The organism is Paenibacillus sp. 1SOY10 (genome assembly GCF_056836745.1).
In genome coordinates this window covers 161,614-183,672 of the sequence record NZ_JBXENK010000008.1, presented here as the reverse complement: position 1 = coordinate 183,672, position 22,059 = coordinate 161,614, and the positions used below count along the sequence as shown (strand labels likewise).

10 protein-coding genes and 1 other annotated feature are annotated in these 22,059 nt (G+C 50.8%); of the genes, 1 reads left to right on the top strand and 9 read right to left on the bottom strand.

What is annotated here, in order from left to right:
* The first annotated feature begins 46 nt into the window (after positions 1-46).
* Positions 47-4,288 (top strand): helix-turn-helix transcriptional regulator, encoded by a 4,242-nt coding sequence (locus tag AC1VOR_RS17920; protein WP_482619773.1) that lies wholly within the window; start codon positions 47-49, stop codon positions 4,286-4,288.
* Between the two features lie 92 nt (positions 4,289-4,380).
* Here the strand turns inward: AC1VOR_RS17920 and AC1VOR_RS17915 are convergent, their stop codons facing one another.
* From AC1VOR_RS17915 to hemB, 9 genes are all read right to left on the bottom strand, one after another.
* Complete coding sequence (locus AC1VOR_RS17915; protein ID WP_482619771.1) at positions 4,381-7,392, bottom strand: S-layer homology domain-containing protein; 3,012 nt, start codon at positions 7,390-7,392, stop codon at positions 4,381-4,383.
* Positions 7,393-7,629: 237 nt separating this feature from the next.
* On the bottom strand, positions 7,630-11,127 hold the full coding sequence (locus AC1VOR_RS17910; RefSeq protein ID WP_482619769.1) for a leucine-rich repeat protein: 3,498 nt from the start codon (positions 11,125-11,127) through the stop codon (positions 7,630-7,632).
* 209 nt (positions 11,128-11,336) lie between these two features.
* Positions 11,337-12,656, bottom strand: coding sequence for a UDP-N-acetylmuramate--L-alanine ligase (gene murC / locus AC1VOR_RS17905; RefSeq protein ID WP_059049707.1), 1,320 nt, complete (start codon positions 12,654-12,656; stop codon positions 11,337-11,339).
* A gap of 59 nt (positions 12,657-12,715) precedes the next feature.
* Positions 12,716-14,095, bottom strand: coding sequence for a bifunctional folylpolyglutamate synthase/dihydrofolate synthase (locus tag AC1VOR_RS17900; protein ID WP_482619767.1), 1,380 nt, complete (start codon positions 14,093-14,095; stop codon positions 12,716-12,718).
* Between the two features lie 34 nt (positions 14,096-14,129).
* Positions 14,130-16,814, bottom strand: coding sequence for a valine--tRNA ligase (locus AC1VOR_RS17895; protein ID WP_482619765.1), 2,685 nt, complete (start codon positions 16,812-16,814; stop codon positions 14,130-14,132).
* A gap of 108 nt (positions 16,815-16,922) precedes the next feature.
* Positions 16,923-17,168: a binding site (T-box leader), on the bottom strand.
* Between the two features lie 84 nt (positions 17,169-17,252).
* Positions 17,253-18,563, bottom strand: coding sequence for a LysM peptidoglycan-binding domain-containing protein (locus AC1VOR_RS17890; RefSeq protein ID WP_482619763.1), 1,311 nt, complete (start codon positions 18,561-18,563; stop codon positions 17,253-17,255).
* Between the two features lie 152 nt (positions 18,564-18,715).
* A complete protein-coding gene (locus tag AC1VOR_RS17885) occupies positions 18,716-19,666 on the bottom strand; it encodes an RluA family pseudouridine synthase (protein ID WP_482619762.1) in 951 nt (316 codons plus the stop codon).
* The gene (gene hemL / locus AC1VOR_RS17880; RefSeq protein ID WP_482619760.1) at positions 19,663-20,964 is read right to left on the bottom strand and encodes a glutamate-1-semialdehyde 2,1-aminomutase; all 1,302 of its coding nucleotides are present in this window, start codon (positions 20,962-20,964) and stop codon (positions 19,663-19,665) included. The genes AC1VOR_RS17885 and hemL overlap by 4 nt, the downstream gene beginning before the upstream one ends.
* A 51-nt stretch (positions 20,965-21,015) precedes the next feature.
* Positions 21,016-22,020, bottom strand: a complete 1,005-nt coding sequence (hemB, locus tag AC1VOR_RS17875; protein WP_482619758.1) for a porphobilinogen synthase — start codon at positions 22,018-22,020, stop codon at positions 21,016-21,018.
* Positions 22,021-22,059: the final 39 nt, after the last annotated feature.

The following is a 22,059-nucleotide window of genomic DNA, read 5'->3' as shown; positions in this document are numbered from 1 at the left end:
ATTATCTCAATTTATAACTTCAAATGGCATGGAGTTAAAGCCGTTTTTGGAGTTGGCTATACTGCTGGCACGTACGCTCCAATACGAGCATCGAGAACTCTCGTACCTGAATTACCTTCATCCCGAGAATATTCTCATTCAGTCCGGCCAGAATAAGGCCGTCATTATGAAAGAAGCCATAAGTGCCCCGGCCTATTGGGCTCCAGAGCAATCCGGTGTCGCGAATCGCCTTCCGGATGGTCGCTCTGATCTGTATACGCTTGGCATCATCCTGTACGAATTATTAACAGGACATCTCCCTTATCCGGCTGAGGAGCCTGTAAACTGGGAGATGATTCACTTGACCTCCTCACCGGTGCCCATCACCTACTACCGTGAGGATTGTCCCTTGTGGCTGGAGCATATCCTTCGGAAATTATTGACCAAAGACATGAAGCAGCGATACGCGAGCGCATCTTCTTTGTTGCGTGATCTCAAGGCCCATCACGCAGGCACGCTTGATCCAGGCATTGATCATCCCCTCCCCTCGCCGGGATTACTTGATCCCGGCCATTTAATAAGTCGTATTCAGACGGCACATGTATGGACTCGGGAACTGACTCGACTCCATCAAAGCTGGGAGGAGGTCGCTCCTGAACGCGGCAAAGTGATCTGGATTACAGGTGCGAAAGGCAGCGGAAAGACCACCCTGATTCAGCACTTTATACAACCGATTCGACAAAAGGCAGCCGTTATTGAAGCCCAGGCCTATACAAATCAGGACTTACCCTTCGGGGCCATAGCCAGCATTCTTCAATCCTGCTTCCTGTTGCTGTGGAGCGAGCCACCGGCCGCTGTAGAACAAGCATGCAAGATGATCAGACAGCAACTTCCCGATTGGCGCGGGATTCCTTTACTGCAGAAGGAGCTTGGGCAGTTGATGGGACAGCAAGCTCCCTCTCTGGAGCGAACCTTCTCCGAGCAGGAGACGGAGGCCGCCTTTGTGAATCTGATTCGTATCCTTTCACAGCGCTTAGGCCCTCTGGTCATTGTCATAGATAATCTGGAGCAGAGGGATTCAAGATCCCGGCTTCTGCTTCAGCAGTTCGGTGCAACCGGAGACGCTATTGAAAATGTGCTTCTCCTTGTCGGGACTCGGGCCCTTGAGCAATCACACAGCCAGAGCCCTGACCTTCTGTCTGCGGAATACGATCAGATCACTCTGGCCCCACTTTCTTACAAGGATGTATACAAGTATATGTCCACTGTGCTTGGAGAGAAGTCCGCACGTGTACATCCATTATCCCGATTGCTTTATGAGCAGACGGGAGGGGAGCTTGCTATGCTTGCCTCTCAGGTGACGCAGTGGGTACAGCAACAAACATTAATCCTTAACGACGACCTGCGGTGGTCATGGAGTGAGGACTTACTGTTCTCAAGCAACCAAATGGAGATTGAGCCGCAGCTATTTTATGCGGAGTTCATGCTATTGTCAGAGCAAGCCAGGCTACTGCTGCAATACGCCTCTTGCTTCCATACTCACTTTGATGGACATCTGCTCCTACCGCTAACCCAGCAGGCTCCGGAACAGCTTCAAGCGCTATTAAGTGAGGTCGAGGAAGAAGGATATCTGGCCCGGACACGCGATAACAAGCATTATTTTATTTATAAGCAAGTCAAGCAGTACATTTATGATTCCGAGCCTCAACAGCAAGGTGTCTGGCATTACCAACTAGCACGCTGTCTAGGACAGCAGCTTAAGAAGGATTCCCCTCTCTTTTCCGAAGAGGTGGTAAGGCATTGGAACCTCGCGCAAGGCTTATCCTCTGAGGAGGTGGAGCAGCGAGCCCGCTTCAATTACCAGGCTATGAAGTACTGGCAAGATTGTAGAGAGTTTGTCAAATGCAAAGAGGCCGCCAAGCTGACCATTCATTATATCGAGGCAAATCCCGCTTCACCGCTGCGCTCTGTACTCTATCATGCTCAGTTAACCCTGGCCCGTGCACAATACATCACCGGGGAGATGGAGCAAGCCAAGGAGTTACTTTACTCTCTGCTGGAGGACTCGGAGAATCCTTCAGTATCTGAACAAGTGGACGCTTATGAGCTCTTGATGCAAATCCATGCCTTTGATGATAATCCCAAGGCCGTGAGGTTCCATCAAAAAGCCTTATCCCTCCTTGGCTGGGAGATGAAATTTAGGCCCTCGCCAGCAGCGATGCTTGTGGAAATTCTGCGAACCCAGATCACCCTTAATCGGTACAAGGATGGGATTGAAGCTCTTCCCACAAATGAAGAAGGGGATTATCTGCGACTGTGTGACATGGCAATTGAGACTGTAATTCCACAGCTCATAGAAAATCCAACGGGATTGCTTCATTTTTATGCACGTTTTATTCGCCATGGCTTAAAGAAGGGAATGAATCGCCCGTTCAGCGTAGTGCTAGGAGGCTATGCCCTGCTATTGGAGCGATTCCTGCCTCATCTGTCGCGTCTGCCAGGATCAGACAACCTTAAGCAGATTGGGTTACAGAGTCTGGAGCGTATGGAGAACAAGCTAGTGGCAGATTATTGGAAAAGTCTTTATTTGCAGACTCGCTCTCCCAAGCAAAGCAGTGAATATATGAGGCAAGCGATGTATCGGGGAATTCAGGAAGAGAATCTCCATTTTGCCAATTTTGCATGGATTTCATTGATCCTGATCAGTACGGAGACGCCTGCGGCAATGGAGGGTCTTGTTTCGTTCTATGAAGAGCATCTTCTACCCGTGACCAGTGCAATTAATCGGGAAATCTATCAAATTACCAGACAGTACACACAGGCTTTAAGGCAGCCTGAAAAAGCAGCTACTTTTATTCAGACCGGACTCTCTCCAGAGCTTATTCCTTTGCACGAGAAATACGACAATTTTGAATGCCTATGCAAACTGGAGGTTGCTTATCTTGCCGGGAGCTATGATATTGCCAGTGTTTGGGCGAGAGAGGCAGGAAAGACCGAGTTCATCTATGACCATAGCCGAATTCGCAAGCAGCGTATCTACGAGTGGTTAATTCTGATCAGTCACTATGAACAACAACACGAAGGGCGACGCATCTTTGTTCAGCTCTTAAGAAGAGCATTGCGGCAGATTCAACAATGGAAGGGATTGTATGGCGAGCATTCCTCTGTCCATGAGTTCTTTCGAGCAGAATGGAGCAAGGCTCATGGCCAACAGACACAAGCTGTTCTGAGATATCAGGAGGCTGCCCGATTAGCTGGCTCTGAACAGTTGGATTGGCTGGAGGGTATTATCCATGAACGTCTCTCTCTGTGTTACCATCACGATTCTCGAAATCAACTGCTTGCGATTGTAGACGCTTGCGCTGCCTACTCAAGAAGGGGGATTGACTTTAAAGTCAGCTTGCTGCAGCAGAAGTATGCCGACTTATTCCAATCGTTCTCGCAGGCTTGGGAGAATCATGCCTCTTCCTTAAAGCTATGGCTCAAGGAAGAGGGGCTAGAGGTCCGTGCTCAATCAAACTCACAACCCTCTCTCAATGAAGAGGCTGCTTCTTTCATCCTGGAGCTTCCCGCAGATACCGTCAAGCAAGAGCAGGCGCAGTTTCCCCTTGCCCAGCTTGCCGAGACTTCGCTGATGTTCCGCAATGAATATCTGCTGCAGGACCTGTTGGAGCAGACCATCCAGCAAACAGGTGCTAGCGGGGGGATGATGATGATGTGGTCAGAGGCTCAGCCCCGGATCATGGCTACACCATCCTGGTCCGACACCCAAGCGTACCCGTCAAAGCTGTTACGTTATACGGCAACTACCGGAGAATGGACAATACTCCCGGACGCCAATCTGAGCTTGTTTGCCTCGGATGATTATATCCGCTCGGTCCAACCACAAGCCCTATTATGTGCTCCTATAACGATCCCGGGCATGCCAGATATGCTGCTCTATCTGGAAAATCGCTATCTTGCAAATGTATTTACTGAGAGGGATAAGTTAATCATCGAGCTCCTAATATCTCGTATGATTTACCTGGAGATGCTCAGTCAGCCAGAGGAGGGCTCAGCAGACAAAGCTAAACCGACGGCCAGAGCCTATGCACCTGCTACATTGCTAGTTGAACCATTAACGGTAAGAGAGGAAGAGATTTTATCTGCCATGGCTGAAGGCTTGTCCAATAAAGATATTGCCATTCGTCTGGGTATTGCCGAGACAACCGTGAAGACGCATGCTACCAACCTGTTCGGCAAGCTCGACGTCAGGCGGAGAGGTCAAGCCGTTGCCCGGGCCAAGGAATTAGGACTGCTTCAGTTCTAGTGCGTGTCTGTTTTATCGGAATAGGTTTTAAAAAAACAGCAAGTGCGCGAAGAAAACCGAGCACTTGCTGTTTATCTATTGTGTAAGCTGCTTTAATCCAGCATCCGCAGTATCATTACTGTTGCTTCCGCACGATGGGCAAAAGCGTTTGGTTCGAAGCGATTATCGGCTCGCCCGATAACGATGCCTTGGAGACGACTTGCTTCCACCGCACCTTTGGCCCACGTGGGGATCACATCGTCATCCGTAAATGCTGTAGTAGCTATCGTTGTTTGCAAGCCGAGCGACCGGGCGATCATAGTCGCCATTTCAGCCCGGGTAATGACTGCGTTTGGTTGGAAACTTCCATCAGCATATCCGTTCAAAACGCCTAGCTGTACCGCCTGCGCTACGGCCTCGGTTGCCCATGCACCAATTTGCTCCCGGTCTATAAAAGCAAGCTCGGCTCCAACATGCTTCCACTGCAGTGCGCGGGCTAACAGAACGGTAAACTCGGCTCGTGTGACCGGTTTATCAGGTTTGAACGTGCCATCTGGATAACCGCTCACAAGGCCTTGTCTTGCTGCGCGTTCAATCGCGGATTCCGCCCAATTTTCATAAATGTCATAAAATCCTCTTGAAGGTTCTGTTGGTATATCGGGATTCCCGTTGTCACGCTGGATGGTTAGCCTGTAGGTTTTGCTCGTGCCGTTTTCGGCTTGCGCGGTTAGGACAACCAGATTTTCACCAACTGCCAGTTCAATTTCAGTGTTGTGTGTAAGCAGTTTGTCCGACAACCTGACTTTCGCAGCTGGATGAACAGTCTTCCATGCAATTTTAATTTGGGCTTCATCGGTGCGTGTCATGTAGGCAGTTGTTTCAGGAGCAAACGACGGACTTAGCACTAACTCGTTATCCCCAGCCTGTACTAGCAGCTCAGCCAAATCGGCGTTAGCGGACAGGACAGGATTAGAATTAGAATTAGGATTATTGCCCGGAACGAGGATGGGTACCCATGATACCTGCACGGTTCCTCGAACGTCCGTATAGTTGTAAGCATCCGTTGGTATAAAGACCCATTCCTGTATTGTTCCATCCTGCAAAGGGACAAGTGCAGGTTCAACCCAGCTTAAGGTACCAGGCACTACTTCACCCGTGGTCGGGTGTTGGAATTCCCCGCTAAGCGAAGCGTGTAGCAGCGATTGCCCTTGATAAATCGTTCCAGCTTGTACACTAGCTTGCAAGACAGGAATCGCTGCTTCAATGTTGATTGTGTAGCTTTGTTTTGCAGTGCTTGCGGTTGTTGTGTCGGTAGCAGTCACTTCAAAAACATATTGCCCGGCTTTCTTGGCCACACCTTCGATTACACGGCCATTTAGAGTTAGACCGTCCGGCAAATCGCCGTCGCTGACCACAAATGTGTAGTTGCCCGTTCCACCAGTTGCATCTGGAATCAATGCACTATACCTTTCACCATATATGCCATTTTCCAGTAAAGTGCTAGGCAAATTTAGTGGATTGGCTGTCCAACGAGCAAACAACTCGATGTCTTCTTGCATCGAAAACGGAAACAGAATTTCCTGCGCATGGCTGGTATCGGTATACCAGCCGCCAAATGTGAACCCGCTGCGTTCGGGAGCAGGGGACGCTGCCACGATGGCTGTTCCGTAAACAGCTTCTGTAACTGGACTTTGCTCCAGAGTCCCGCCTTCCAATTGCCAATTGAGCGCATATCGGTTGGACCAGAGAACGGTGCCTGCATTCGCTTGTTGTTCATCCGCCAGGATTGTAGAAGGGGTCAAGGAAATTGCCCTATATCCGTTTGCCCCGCTTAATTCGAAATCCGCCAGCGTATATTCGCCTGTTGCGACATGAAACCCAATAGTGCCGTTTTGGTCGGTTTGGACAGAAATGTTTTTTACGAAAATTTCTGCGTTTTTGACCGGTATCTGAGAGGTGCCATCGGGCTCCATAAATGTCAATGTTAGCAACAATGGCGCTTTTGCATTAGGGTTTACGTCGCCGCTGAGCATATTGCCGTCATAGCCAGGCGCGCTGAAGACCATCCCGCCCAAAAGATGTATTGTAGCACTATTGGTAACATAACCACCGTTTGAAAAGATAGAGCCGCCGCCGACACCAGCCGAGTAACCAGCGCCGCCAGAAGCGACAATCAATCCATCAGTAATAGTAATCTTACCGCCGTAGCCACCGTATGAGCCGCCGATGCCTGCTCCGCTCAAATGACCATTATAATTTATATATCCGCCAATGGCCTTAATTTGACCGCCATTGATGTCAATCTCGGAACTATTGCCGCCACCACCGCCACCGATACCTGCACTACCGCTGCTGCCAGTGGCATATATCATTCCGTCATTAATGGTAATTGGACCACTGTTTCCAAAAGACCCTCCGCCAATGCCAGCGCCGCCGTAGGATCCAGTTGCCTGAATTGTCCCACCATTGATTGTAATCTTGCCGGGATGGCTGCCGTATCCGCCACCGATGCCAGCGCCGCCATTCGCGACGCCTATCATGGATCGGTCGTTTGCAACAATCGTGCCACTATTAATGACAATGGTTCCGGTTGAGTTGTAGGCCCCGCTGCCAATGCCTGCCGCCCCGCCACCGGATGTGGCCGATAGCGATCCATCTCCGGAGATCGTCAGTTTGGCGGATCCCTCCACACCGATTGCCGGAGGAGGATATTGAGAAGTAGAGATGGATGTATCGAGGCTGTTTTTCCCTTTCAAAATTAAATGCACCTCACCGCTTCCTCGCAAATCAATGGCGCCAGACAATAACGATTGAAGTTGCAGACCGTCAATCGTCAAGTTCATCATTCCAGTATTGTACGTGAGAATACTCGCCGTTAGCGTCGTGTCGCTAAACTGCTGTCGCAGCACAACGTCCGTAACCCCATCGGCAATACGGATTTCCCTGGGGATGCTGTCCTCGCCTGTTAATTCATAAATGCCATTGGTGATAATCTGCATGTCCCCGCTAATCGGAATAACCTGCTCGGTCGTCGCCCCTTGTGTAAGTTCCGGTTGTAAGACGGTCGAAAAAAGGAAAATGCAGGCCAGCAAGCCTGTAAACCAATGGCGGTAACTATTACTCACTTTTTTTCTCACTCCCTTGTTATTGTCAACTCGAGCCCTCCTATTTGATGCTATAGGAAGAGATTAAAAGGTAATGATTCCGTGGTTAAGGACTAGTCAGGATAAGGGGCCAGTGTACAAATGCTCCCTTATATGTTCCAAGCCCCTTCAGTCCCACTCTTTTGTTGATGTGCAGGAAGGGGCTTTGCTCACTACATCCTTAACGTCTTAAATCAATTAAGCAGGACCCTTTGACGCTTACCTTGCTTCTGTTGCAGCTGCCTCAATTTCTCCCAGGGCCCAATGATCTGGCGGGACATCGCTGAATGTGGACACGGTAAGGCCTTCTACCGCTTGTCGGCCAAATAATTGATTCAGCACCTTAACCGCCTCGGCTCGGCTTAACACTCCATCGGGATGAAAGGTGGTGCCACTCTTGCCGGACATGATTCCCGAGGAACTTACCCGCTCAATAGCCTGGGAGGCCCAATGCGTCGAAGGAACATCCGCAAATGCTTTTCCTTGAACCACAGACCTGCAGTACACTTCGTCAGCATCTGCTCCGCATTGCTTGTCAAGCCAATTGGCTACTACACTCGCCAACTGCGCTCGGGTCAGGGTAGCATCGGGCTCGAACGTACTGTCCGTTGTTCCATGTAATAATCCCGCCTCCTTTACCACCTCGATCGCATCCTTTGAAGGGTGATTCACACTGTCTGCAAAGGAATGGGCTGCCGCTACCGGAATATCTCCATGGCTGAGAAAACGCGCCAGCATCGTTGCCAGCTGTGCACGGGTGACCGGAGCACCCGGTTGAAAGGTACCGTCCGGGTAGCCTTGAATATACGGTGCCAATCGCTGCTCTTCTTCTACCTCTGACGCATATACCAGACTGATCGTTGAAGCAGACCCTGCTTCAAATTGATAGCCCTGTACGCCCCCCTCCAATTCAACCCTCTGCCCGCGTTGGATCTCTACCGTCTCGTCCTCATGCCCGATATAAACAACGATGGAGGCCAGCTGTTCCTCCGTAAGCTCTGGCGGGATTCGTAATGTCATTGTGAGGGGCGCTTGCGTGATATTGCTCTCTAGCTTTACCGGAGTGCCTAATAGAGAGCTCACCGCATTCCCTGGCAGGGCTTGCTGGAGCTGCTCATCGGATAGCACTCTCTCACGAAGTGTCTCGTAAGACTGTCCCGTTACAGGCACCATGCGAACAAGTATCTCCTCTGTCGCACGAGCGAAGGCGGCGGATGGCAGCCTCAATTGGGCTAACGCGGTATCCATGAGGAAATCTCCTCGTTGCTGGCTCAAATACAATGCCGCCGGGCTTGAAAGCTTCGCTTGAGCCTCTGCCGTCACTGTTTCTGCCGGGTATACAAGGTGAAGAATCCGTGCATCAGACTGCGACTGTGGCTGCAGGTGTGCTCGAGCCTGCTCCAGCCCAATGTCCGCCTGGTACTTTACAACCCCTTGCTCCACACTGCGAATGATTCTGATCTCCCGGGACGGTATCGGTTCTACCGAGGAAGCTGACTCTCGCTCCGGTGTTGTCGGTGCTGGCTGGGGGACTACTGGAGCGGCAACCACTGTAATTGTTGTCGTGTCGGATAAGCCGCCATAGGTTGCGCCCGTTACGGTGACCATTCCGGGCGCTAGCCCGGTCAGCGTGTTCCCCTGCATCTCGGCGATGGCCGGATCGCTTACGGTGAAGGTTGCACTCGCTGTCTGGTCGGTGGTGGTGCCGTCTGACAGATGTTCGAGCAGCTGGAAGCTCTGTTTGCCTCCCACCTGTACTTGCCCTGTTTTGGGCGAGAGCGCTATGCCCGTCGTAGTCACAGGAGCGGCAGACACCGTAATTGTTGCTGTATCGGACAAGCCTCCATACGTGGTCGCCGTGACGGTTACGGTGCCGGGCGCTAGTCCAGTCAGCGTATTCCCCTGCATCTCGCCGATGGCCAGATCGCTTACGGTGAAGGTTGCACTCGCTGTCTGATCCGTGGTGGTGCCGTCTGACAAGTGTTCCTTCACCGTAAATATTGTCGTATCACCAACCGTAATTGTGTCTGATTTCGGTGATAAGGCTACTGCTGTCGGTTGAGCCTGCCACTTAGCATAAATGGTCATGGGCTGGGGCACCATTTCCGTCCACGATTTAGTGTATGCTGCATCCTCGAACCACCCGAGAAAAGTATGGTCTTGCTTTCTTTGATCAGTAAATACCTCTGAACCTAGATTTATAACTTGTCCTTTAAATTCAACTTGATTTAGCTGATTAATACGAAAGGCAAAAGACCCTATACTCGTCACGCTGGATGGAATCGATACATTCGTAAGCCGATTATTCCAAAAGGCATAAGACCCTATAATCGTCACGCTGGATGGAATCATCACACTCGTCAGCTGATTACTGCTAAAGGCATAAGACCCTATAATCGTCACGCTGGATGGAATCGTCACACTCGTCAACTGATTACTGCTAAAGGCAAAAGACCCTATACTCGTCACGCTGGATGGAATCATCACACTCGTCAGTTGATTACTGCTAAAGGCGTTAGACCCTATACTCGTCACGCTGGATGGAATTGTCACACTCGTCAGCTGATTACTGCCAAAGGCATAAGATTCTATACTCGTCACGCTGGATGGAATTGTCACACTCGTCAGTTGATTACTGCTAAAGGCGTTAGACCCTATACTCGTCACGCTGGATGGAATCATCACACTCGTCAGTTGATTACTGCTAAAGGCGTTAGACCCTATACTCGTCACGCTGGATGGAATCATCACACTCGTCAGTTGATTACTGCTAAAGGCATAAGACCCTATACTCGTCACGCTGGATGGAATCATCACACTCGTCAACTGATTACTGCTAAAGGCAAAAGACCCTATACTCGTCACGCTGGATGGAATCATCACACTCGTCAGTTGATTACTGCTAAAGGCAAAGGCCCCTATACTCGTCACGCTGGATGGAATTGTCACACTCGTCAGCTGATTACTGCCAAAGGCATAAGCTTCTATACTCGTCACGCTGGATGGAATCATCACACTCGTCAGTTGATTACTGCTAAAGGCGTTAGACCCTATACTCGTCACGCTGGATGGAATCATCACACTCGTCAGTTGATTACTGCTAAAGGCGTTAGACCCTATACTCGTCACACTGGATGGAATCATCACACTCGTCAGTTGATTACTGCTAAAGGCATAATGCCCTATACTCGTCACGCTGGATGGAATCGTTACACTTGTCAGTTGATTATCATAAAAGGCATAAGGCTCTATACTCGTCACGCTGGATGGAATCGTTACACTCATCAGCTGATTATCATAAAAGGCATAAGACCCTATACTCGTCACGCTGGACGGAATCTCCACACTTGTGAGCTGATTACTATTAAAGGCAGCATACCCTATACTCGTCACGTTGGGCGGAATCTCCACACTTGTGAGCTGATTTCCGCTAAAGGCAGCATACCCTATACTCGTCACGCTGGGCGGAATCTCCACACTTGTGAGCTGATTTCCGCTAAAGGCATGAAGCCCTATACTCGTCACTAGCTCACCGTTAATTGTATCTGGAATAATGACGTCTTTTGTTGCTCCAATGTAATCCGTAATGGTTATCCCTGTAGGATTGCTTTCAGTTCGAAAATCCGCCTCCCTATTTGCTTCACCATATATGGGTGCACCTCCCCATGGCAAATTTAAAAGCAATACGATTAGGAATAAGCTCAAGATTTTTTTCATATCGGGTGTCTCGCTCCTTTTTTTGTTGACAAATTACATAGAATTAAGGCTGGGCAACTATTATTTATAAATGATTCGGCTTGTTTTCGGATCATCCAAAAGTAGTAGATGGCCAAAAATACTATGAATTTAATCACAAAAGGCGAGAAATGCAAAAAACGCCCTTCCACATGGAAAGGGCGCGCTGTACAAACTAAAAAGGTCTGATCTTAGCCAAGCTGATGAGCTAACTCATAGCCTACCTTATATATATCTCCCGCTCCCATCGTGAGCACGAGGTCGCCGGACTGAAGACGGTTCTGGAGATCAGCCAGCACGTCTTGTTTGGTGGCCAGGTAGCGGGCACCCGCATTGCTGTTCTCCTTAATCAATTCAACCAGCTTGGAGGAATGAACACCTTCAATCGCTTTCTCTCCGGCTGGAGAATAGATGTCGGTAATAATTACTTCATCTGCTTCTCCAAAGGCCCGGCTAAACGCGTCGAGCAGGAAGAAGGTCCGCGTATACCGTTGCGGCTGGAACACAGCAATAATTCGTTTGCCCGTAGCCTTTGCCGCAGCAATGGTCGCTTGAATCTCCGTTGGGTGGTGGGCATAGTCGTCAATAATAAGGATGCCGTTCATTTCACCCAATACCTGGAAGCGCCGTTTCGCTCCATGGAAGTGTGGCAACGCCTTGGCAATATCCTCGAACGCAATTCCCGCTTCCAAACACACGATGACGGTGGCCATCGCATTATAGACATTATGCTTGCCTGGAACGGAGAGTTCAACCGTACCCAGAGTCACGCCACCATGCTTCATTACGAAGCTGACATACCGGTCTCCCAGTTGAATGTCGTGTGCCGTATAATCACAGACGGGTTCCATACCAAAGGTAATTACATGGCAATGCAGCTTGGGCAGAAGCTCCTGTACATTATGGTCATCCCCACAGACGACAGCTTTGCCGCCCGGTTTCACTTGATTGAGGAATTGCACATAAGCATCCTTCAACTGGCCAAAGTCGCCGCCATAGTTCTCAAGATGATCGGCCTCGATATTCGTAACCACACCAAGAGAGGGATGATACTGCAAGAAGGAGCCATCGCTTTCGTCAGCTTCAGCTACCACGCATTTGCCCTGCCCAGCCTTGGCATTGGTGCCCATGTCCATAATCTCCCCGCCGATAATATAAGTCGGGTCAGTGCCGCATTGCTCCATGACCAGCGCAATCATCGACGAGGTCGTTGTTTTGCCATGTGCTCCCGCAACAGCTACGCCCGTTCTCTCATTGAGCAGGCGTGCGAGCATTTGCGAACGATGCAGGATAGGGATACCCTGCTCCTGCGCCTCTAGCCGCTCCACATTATCCTGTGGCAATGCCGTAGAGTAGACTACCAGGTCCGCTCCATGAACATGTTCTGCTGTATGGCCAATATAAATTTTTGCCCCTTTAGCTGCAAGCTTCTCCGTCAATTCCTGGGAAGCGACGTCCGATCCCGTGACGGTATAACCCATCTCCAGCATAACGCGGGCAATGGCACTCATGCCATAGCCCCCAATGCCGATAAAATGCACATGTTGTTCCGTAATATTTGTCAAAATGGTCACCAGCCTTTTTCAGAATCGGTTTGATGCAAAAGGGCCGCCCGCACGTCAGAGATCATATATAATGTACCGGTCACTACCCCAAGATCCTCCCGTTCCGTCCGTGACTCCAAAAGCGAAAGGGCTTTTCTCCAGTCACGTTCCACGATAATTTCCAAATCCGCTTTCGCGTCCGTTCCCCGAGCTTCCATCACGAGGTTGTACAATGCCTCGGCATCCATCTTCCTGCGAAAATCGGGCTCGGTCAGTATAAGTGTATCCACTATTGGTAATATATGCTTCAAGTAGCCATGATGATGCTTATTGGCTAACATCCCCATCATCAAATGAAGTTTCCGGTAGCGGAAGGCTTCAGGCAAGCTTTGGGCAAGCGATGCGGCTCCCTCCGGATTATGGGCACCGTCGAGCACCAGCCGCGGCTCCTTGCGGATCAGTTCCAGCCTCCCCGCCCAAAAGGTGGTGCGGAAGCCGTCTTGTAATGGCTCATCCTCTAACACGAAGGCCATATACTGCCGCAACAGCTCCAACGCCATCATGGCACCGGAAGCATTCTTGCATTGATGCTCACCCATCAGACCAAGGGTCAGCGGAAGCTCCCGAAAGGGACCGTAGAAATGAATCTGCTGCTCCGATTCCCCAATGGCAAGACGTTTATAATTGAACTGTTCTCCAAGCAAATATAAGGGGGCCTGCTGAGCTTCTGCTGTTGCTTTCAGCACTGCGATGGCCTCCGGTTGCTCCACACAGCTTACAACAGGGACGCCAGGCTTAATAATCCCCGCCTTCTCACGCGCAATCTGCTCAAGGCTATCACCTAAAACATCCATATGATCGTACCCAATATTCGTGATGAGCGAGACGATAGGTGTCACAATGTTGGTAACATCCATCCTTCCCCCAAGCCCGGTCTCCCATACCACTACATCAGGATAGCAAACCTCGGCAAAATATAAAATGGCAATCGCCGTACTCACCTCGAACATGGTTGGAGAACCCAGCTCCGTATCCGCAATCTCTCGCACCAGCGGAGCAATTCGATTGCTCAATTCAAGCAGTGTCTGCTCGGGAATATCCGTCTCATCATATTGGAAGCGATTCGTGAATTTGGTGATATACGGGGACGTAAACGTCCCCACGTGATAACCGCATTCACGTAACGTACGAGACAGAAACGCACAGGAAGAGCCCTTCCCATTCGTTCCGGCAATATGGATGAACTTGAGTCTCCGTTCAGGATGCCCTAGCCGCTCCATCAATAGTTCGATGCGCTCCAGTCCTGGCCGAATGCCAAACGGCAGCAGTGCGTTAATCCAGCTTACCGCTTCGTCATAGCTTTGCAGTCCCAAAGAGCTTGATTCCTCGTCTGTGTGATCCCCCATGTTTCCGTCACCTTCGATTTGTTATTTTTCCAGCCTAGCCCTTCAGCTCGGCAATCCGGGCCAACACCTTATCGCGTTTTTCAGCATAATCCGCCATTTTGGCGCGTTCTTCCTCGATGACTTTGGCCGGAGCCTTGGCCACAAAACCTTCATTCGCCAGCTTCTTCTCTACCCGCTCAACCTCTTTGTTGAGCGTATCAAGCTCCTTGGACAAGCGCTCGATCTCCTGACCAATATCAATCAGTCCGGATAACGGCAGGAACAGTTCGGCACCAGTTACTACCGCAGTCATCGCCTTGTCCGGCACGGCAACCGTCAGGGAAGCCTCATATTCCGAGGTGTTGCAGAAGCGACGGATATAGTGTGCATTGCGCTCCAGCACTTTCAACACTTCAGCATTACCCGGCTTGATAAATAACTCGACCTTCTTGCTCATCGGTACACCCACCTCGGCACGAATGTTCCGTACAGCGCGAATGATATCCATCAAGAGGTTCATCTCCTGAACAGCATCCGGTGCTTCCAGCGAAGTATCATACTCTGGCCAAGCTGCCAGCATAATCGTGTCGCCATGATGCGGCAAATGCTGCCATATTTCCTCGGAAATAAACGGCATAAACGGATGAATCATACGGAGTGTCCGATCAAGAACATAGGCCAGTACCGATTGCGTTTTCTGCTTGGCGGCAGCGTCCTCTCCATAGAACGACAGCTTGGCAAATTCGATATACCAATCGCATAAATCATCCCAAATGAAGTTGTACAGCACTCGTCCAGTCTCTCCGAATTCATATGCATCGATCAGCCGGGTAATCTCGCGTGCCGTCTCGTTCAAGCGATGTAGAATCCAACGGTCCGAGGTCGACAAGTCACCACTGATATCAATATCTTCATACTTCACGCCTTCCAGATTCATTAAAGCAAAGCGGGAAGCATTCCATATTTTATTCGCAAAATTACGCGCCTGCTCTACGCGTTCCCAACGGAAGCGCAGATCCTGCCCCGGCGTGCTGCTGGTTGACAGCATATAACGCATCGCATCAGCACCATACTTGTCGATGACCTCAAGCGGGTCAACTCCGTTACCCAGCGACTTGGACATTTTGCGTCCCTCGCTATCACGTACAAGGCCATGGATGAGCGTATCTTTGAACGGCATTTTGCCGGTAAATTCATAACCCTGGAAGATCATCCGCGAGACCCAGAACGGAATGATGTCGTACCCTGTTACGAGCACATCCGTCGGATAATAGCGCTTGAAATCTTCGCTTTCTTCGTTTGGCCAACCCATCGTTGAAAAAGGCCACAGCGCCGAGCTGAACCAGGTGTCCAGCACGTCATTGTCTTGAACGAGATCGTCGCGCCCCAGCTTCTCACGCGCTTCTTCTTCGCTCTTGGCTACAACCATTTCGCCCGTTTCTTGCGAGTACCAGGCCGGAATACGATGTCCCCACCACAGTTGACGAGAAATACACCAATCGCGCACATTCTCCATCCAGTGAAGATAGGTTCGTTCGAACCGCTCAGGCACGAATTTGACACCCTCGCCCGATTTTTGAGCGTTGACCACGGGCTCAGCCAGCGGCTGCATTTTCACGAACCACTGCGTGGACAGGTACGGCTCGACAACAGCATCAGTCCGCTCGCTATGGCCAACTTGATGCAAGTGATCTTCAATTTTGATCAGGACGCCCTGTTCCTGCAAGTCAGCAACGATTTTCTTGCGGCAATCGGCACGGTCCAAGCCTTTGTAGGGTCCAGCTTCGTCGTTCATCGCACCGCTCTCATCCATCACGATAATTTGCGGCAGATCATGGCGCAAGCCCACTTCAAAATCGTTTGGATCATGAGCTGGTGTAATTTTCACCGCACCGCTCCCGAATTCCTTCTCCACGTACTCATCGGCAATAATCGGAATTTCGCGGCCAATAATCGGCAACACGAGCGTTTTGCCAATCATGTCTTTGTAACGGTCATCTTCCGGGTGAACGGCTACGGCTGTATCGCCCAGCATCGTTTCCGGACGCGTCGTGGCGACCGTGATGGAACCGCTCCCGTCTTTCAGCGGGTATTTCAAATGGTACAGATGACCCTGCGTCTCTTTGTATTCCACCTCAATATCGGATAAAGCGGTGCGTGCAGCCGGGTCCCAGTTAATAATTCGTTTGCCGCGGTAAATCAGGCCTTTGTCGTACAGCTTGACAAAGACTTCCTTGACGGCATCCGACAATCCTTCATCCAGCGTAAAGCGCTCGCGCGAATAGTCGAGTGATAACCCCATCTTCGCCCACTGCGATTTAATGTTCGCGGCATAGGTTTCTTTCCATTCCCATACCTGCTCCAGAAACTTCTCGCGTCCCAGATCGTAGCGGCTAACGCCCTGCTCCCGTAACTTCTGCTCCACTTTGGCCTGCGTGGCGATACCAGCATGGTCAGACCCTGCGAGCCACAATGCATCGTAGCCCTGCATTCGCTTGACACGAGTCAAAATATCTTGAAGCGTGAAGTCTAGCCCGTGACCGATATGCAACACGCCCGTGACGTTCGGCGGTGGAATTACGATGGTATACGGCTTGGCATTCGGACGTTTTCCAGCCTCGAAGAAGCCCCCCTCTAACCAGTAGGAATACCATTTCTGTTCTGCTGATTTCGGATCATACGTCGTTGGCATTTCCGTCGACGCTTGTTGACCTTGACCTTGACCTTGATTTTCTGTCATCCCTTTCAACCTCCGTTACAATAAGCATAGCCTTGGTTTTTTAAAGATAGTCGTTAGCCAGGCAAGTCATGGCCCCACTAAAGACAAAAACAAAAAAAGCCTTTCGTCTCAAAGGACGAAAGGCTTTACTTTCGCGGTACCACCTTTGTTTCGCAAGCCTTCGCTTAAAATGAAGGTCAATGCGACACTCAAGCAGATAACGGCTGCTACCGGTTCGCTCTAACGACTGATACGCTCAAACGAACGACTCCCGGGCGACTTCGGCGAGCTACGTGTCCCGCAGAATCTCTCAGCATTCCGATTCTGCTCTCTGAAGGGTTCACCCTGCCTACTCTTCCCATTCCAAGTCTTTGCATAGATCCATTTATGTTGATCTATATTATCATAACTTGGAACACTCCGGGAGTCAATCCTAAGTCCAGTCAACTACGCACCTGCCTAAGGAATATAAAGAATTTGCCCTTCAGCCAACTCATGCTCAGACAGCCGATTATACAATTGCAGTTCTCTCGAACTAAGATGATAGCGCTCAGCGATATCATCCAGCGTCTCTTCACGCTGCACGATAACCAACTTTACTTTGCGGAATGGTGTTTGGTCTTCACTTTGAATGAACAGGTTCTTCCATCTCAGATCCTCGCCTTCACCCAACTCGGATTCCGTCTCATCGACGAACTCCTCATCATAAGCATCTTGGTCTGCAGCAACCCTTGAAGAGGATAGCAGCTTAGTGAGGCCGAAGACTTCGCTTTCACCTGAACCACCGCTGTTTTTGGAGCCCAGTGCAATCTTCATCTCCTGCTTCTCTTCCGCCTGTGAATAGGAGAATGGGTCGGCTTCCCCCTGAATGGAGGCCTCTACAGCATAGTCATCCTCAGCCAGAACGTCATCTGATAAGGTTCCTGCTTCATGAACATCATCAGCGTAGGTTGGGGTGTCGGTGTCGGACTGGCGAACATCGGCATAGGCTTGCGCTTCTCCCTTGAACCAGATGTGGCTGTCCGCTTCCTCGTCCCGCTCCTCCGCTGCCTCATATTCCTTGTCCGCCCATGCAGCGGTATTCTGGAAGCCAGCGATATCGTCAGACCAGCTTAATTCCTGCTGCTCGTCCTCAGTTAGCGCCTGAGAGGGCAACCGCTCCTCCGGAAATGCCTGCCATGGGGCCGCAGAAACAGCGGGCGTTAATAGCTCTGCATCCTCCGATGACTCGGAGATTTCTTCCGAATTCTCAGCTTCCCAGCCAAACGATGAACCGGAACGCACCTCGTCCGCCAGCAATGGACTGGGCGCCTCCGTCTCCAATTCATCCTCTGCTTCGTCTTCCTCTCCACGGACTACATGAGCGGTCGTGAATTCGCGATCCTTCCAGCTATCGCCCTCTGATAGCAAGGAGGATGTCTCAATTCCCTGTAACGACAGCACCCCCGTAATGTTCAAGCTTCGCGAGCTCAGAAGGTCCACATCAAAATTTTCAATTTCGACCGTGATATCCTCCAACCGGTTCACCCGGCTGAGCGGGATGGTAATTTCCACGGGAATATAGTGTTCCAGCTCCCGCTTCTCTCCTTCGCCCAGATAAGATCCTGTAAGCAGCAAATGACCGCGAAGTGCGGCGTATTCCTCACCGGGCATGACCTGGATTTTTGGATAGAGCTCGATTTCCTCCAATTCCTCAATACCGATCACTTCTTCCGATAAATGAACGCGCTCATAAATATCGAACCTGAGACCATAGGACTGATCAGCCAAAACGTTACCTCCTTTCAGCATATCCAAAACATGATTTAGCATCGATTGCCAGTGATCCAAAATCATCCTCGTTTTAATCTATATGCTTCAAAAAGGAGTGCATGCCAGCTTTTTCATAAACCGTTGGACATCTTGCCAGAGGCCTTGCCACTTTACCTTATGCGCTCGTACAGTTGAGTTAGTTCCACTGGCCAAGGATCAGCCACTTCTACCCTCTCTCCGGTGAGCGGATGGAGGAACGCCAGTCGCTCACCATGAAGCGCCTGATGAGACAGCCACTTAGTACCTCCACCATACAGCGTATCCCCCACAAGCGGATGTCCCGCATGACTGAGATGAACCCGAATCTGATGAGTTCTCCCTGTCTCCAGCGTCAGCCGTACCAGACTTAAGTCATGCTGCGGGAAGACCTCCAGCAGCTCCACATGGGTTATCGCCGACTTCCCACCAAGCGACACCCGGCGTCTCCGGTTATGATGGCGGTCCCGACCGATGGGCAAATCTATGATCTTCAGCTCCGGACTGACCTGCCCTTGCACGAAGGCAATATAGGTACGGTGAATGGCTTTGCGACTCATCGCCTCATCCAGCTTCAATTGGGCATATTCATTTTTGGCGAACAGTACCGGTCCCGAGGTATATTCGTCCAGGCGGTGAATATGGGCAGCAGCAACCGCCTCTCCGCGTAACGCATACAGTCCGGATACCTGGTTGGCCAAAGTATTGGGCGAAGTCCTAGCCGTTAACCCGCCTTGTAAATGGGAAGCGGCTGTCTCCATACCATCGGGATGCACCTTCAAACCAACCGGCTTATGTACGACCAAACACCAATCATCCTCAATTAAAAGATCAAGCTCCGCTGTAAGAAGCGGAGCATAGGAAGAAGTCCTTGGCGGGAAGAGATGCAGGCGTAACCGATCCCCAGCAAGCTTGATCCCTCCCTCGGCTTGTAAGCGACGAATGATCTTGGGCGGAGCGTTCAGATGGTCCGATAACCAGGCCAAAGCGGCGTCAATCCGATCTTGTCCCTCTGCTAGCGACAGCCTGCCCGGCGTCAGTTCCAGCCACTCTCCCCGCCGAGACCAAGCAGTTATCCGGCTCACAGAGCTTGTAGCGCAAGCCGGTGCGCTTCAATGGTCAAGTCGATATCTTCTTCTGTATGAGCACCGGAAACAAACATCCCCTCAAACTGGGAAGGCGCCACGTTGATACCCTGCTCGAGCATAGCCGCAAAATAGCGATTAAACAAGGCGATATCGCTGCTCTTCGCTGTATCGTAGTTGATTACCTGGCTGTCGGTGAAGAACGGACATACCATGGAGCCAACCCGATTGATTGTGCATGGAATCCCTCGCTCCTTGGCATTACGCACAAATCCCGCCTCCAGCTTGGCCGATAAACGTTCCAGTCGATCATATACCTCCGGCGTCAGCAGCGACAATGTTGTGAAACCTGCGACCATCGCCAGGGGATTACCGCTTAATGTACCTGCCTGATAAATCGGGCCACTTGGAGCAATATGCTCCATAATTTCGCGTTTGCCTCCATAAGCTCCTACCGGCAGTCCGCCTCCAATCACTTTCCCCAGGCAAGTCAAGTCAGGCGTGATGCCAAACCGCCCTTGCGCACAATGAATGTCCACCCGAAAACCGGTCATGACTTCGTCAAAAATTAGCAAGCTACCGTATTTCTCAGTGATGCTCCGCAGGCCTTCCAGAAATCCTGGTAACGGGGGAACAACGCCCATATTGCCCGCAATGGGCTCCACAATCACGCCAGCAATCTCCTCACCGAACCGTTCAAAGGCAAGCTCTACGGAAGCCAGGTCATTATAAGGAACAGCAATTGTATTCGCGGCTACTCCTTCTGGAACGCCAGGGCTATCCGGCAATCCCAGTGTCGCCACTCCCGAACCAGCCTTGATCAGCAGGCTGTCGGCATGACCATGGTAAGAGCCCTCAAATTTCATGATTTTGCTACGGCCAGTGTATCCCCGTGCCAACCGAATCGCACTCATCGTGGCTTCTGTGCCCGAGTTGACCATTCTGACCACATCTATAGAAGGAACACGCTCAGCTACTAATTGTGCCATCTGCGTTTCCAATAACGTGGGTGCACCAAAGCTCGTTCCTTTGGCCGCTGTTTCCTGGAGAGCTTGAACTACCTCCGGATGGGCATGTCCCATAATCAAGGGTCCCCAGGAGCAAACGTAGTCAATAAAGCTGTTGCCATCAATATCATAAATACGTGAGCCGCTCGCGCGGTCGATATACATCGGCGTCAAACCCACCGATTTAAATGCCCGTACCGGGCTGTTAACCCCGCCGGGCATAACCTTCTTCGCTTCCTCAAAAGCTTGCTGTGATTGCTGCGCACCACGCCGCCCCAACTTCTCTTGCATAACGATAACCCTCCTCAGTGATAGAAAGAATGGCCGATCCGGCTTGCACCTTTAACGTTCTTCACGCAACCAGCGGGCCATATCTTTGGCAAAATACGTAATGATGATGTCCGCACCAGCACGCTTCATCCCGAGCAACATTTCCGTCACGATCGCCCGTTCATTAATCCAGCCCTGCTGTGCCGCCGCCTTGACCATGGAATACTCACCACTCACATTGTAAGCCACCAGCGGTAGATCAAACTGGTCTCGCAGCATCCGCAAGATGTCCATGAACGCCAGTGCAGGCTTGACCATCAGCATATCCGCACCTTCCAGCACATCGGACTTCGCTTCTCGAAGCGCTTCGCGTGCGTTAGCAGGATCCATTTGATAGGTCTTCCGGTCGCCAAATTGCGGTGCAGAATCGGCCGCTTCCCGGAACGGTCCATAAAACGCTGAGGCATATTTAACGGAATAAGACATAATTGGAATATGGCTGAACCCAGCTTCATCAAGTCCGGTGCGAATAGCCTGCACGAAGCCATCCATCATGTTGGAAGGGGCAATGATATCGGCGCCCGCCTCCGCTTGAGAGACCGCCGTCTTGACCAGAAGCTCAAGCGATTCGTCATTCAGCACATCGCCGCAGACATGACCGTCCCGCTCAAAGGTATGTACCATGCCGCAATGACCATGATCCGTGAACTCGCATAGACAGGTGTCTGCAATAACGAGCATATCCGGATAACGTGATTTGATCACACGGGTAGCCTCCTGCACGATACCCTGCTCCGCGTAAGCCGAGGTACCCACACTATCCTTGGTATCAGGAACGCCGAACAAGAGCACAGCGGGTATTCCCAATTCCGCGATGAATTGAACCTCTTCTTCCAACGTATCTAGCGAAAAATGAAAAACGCCGGGCATTGAAGAGATTTCATGCTTAACACCACTTCCATAAGTGACAAAGATCGGTTGAACAAAATCGTCCACCGTCAGAACCGTTTCGCGTACCATGCCCCGAATGGCAGCCGATTGCCGCAAACGGCGATGTCTTACTACTGGAAAATTCATATCATACGCCTCCTATAATAAACTGCAACGGGCATCCCC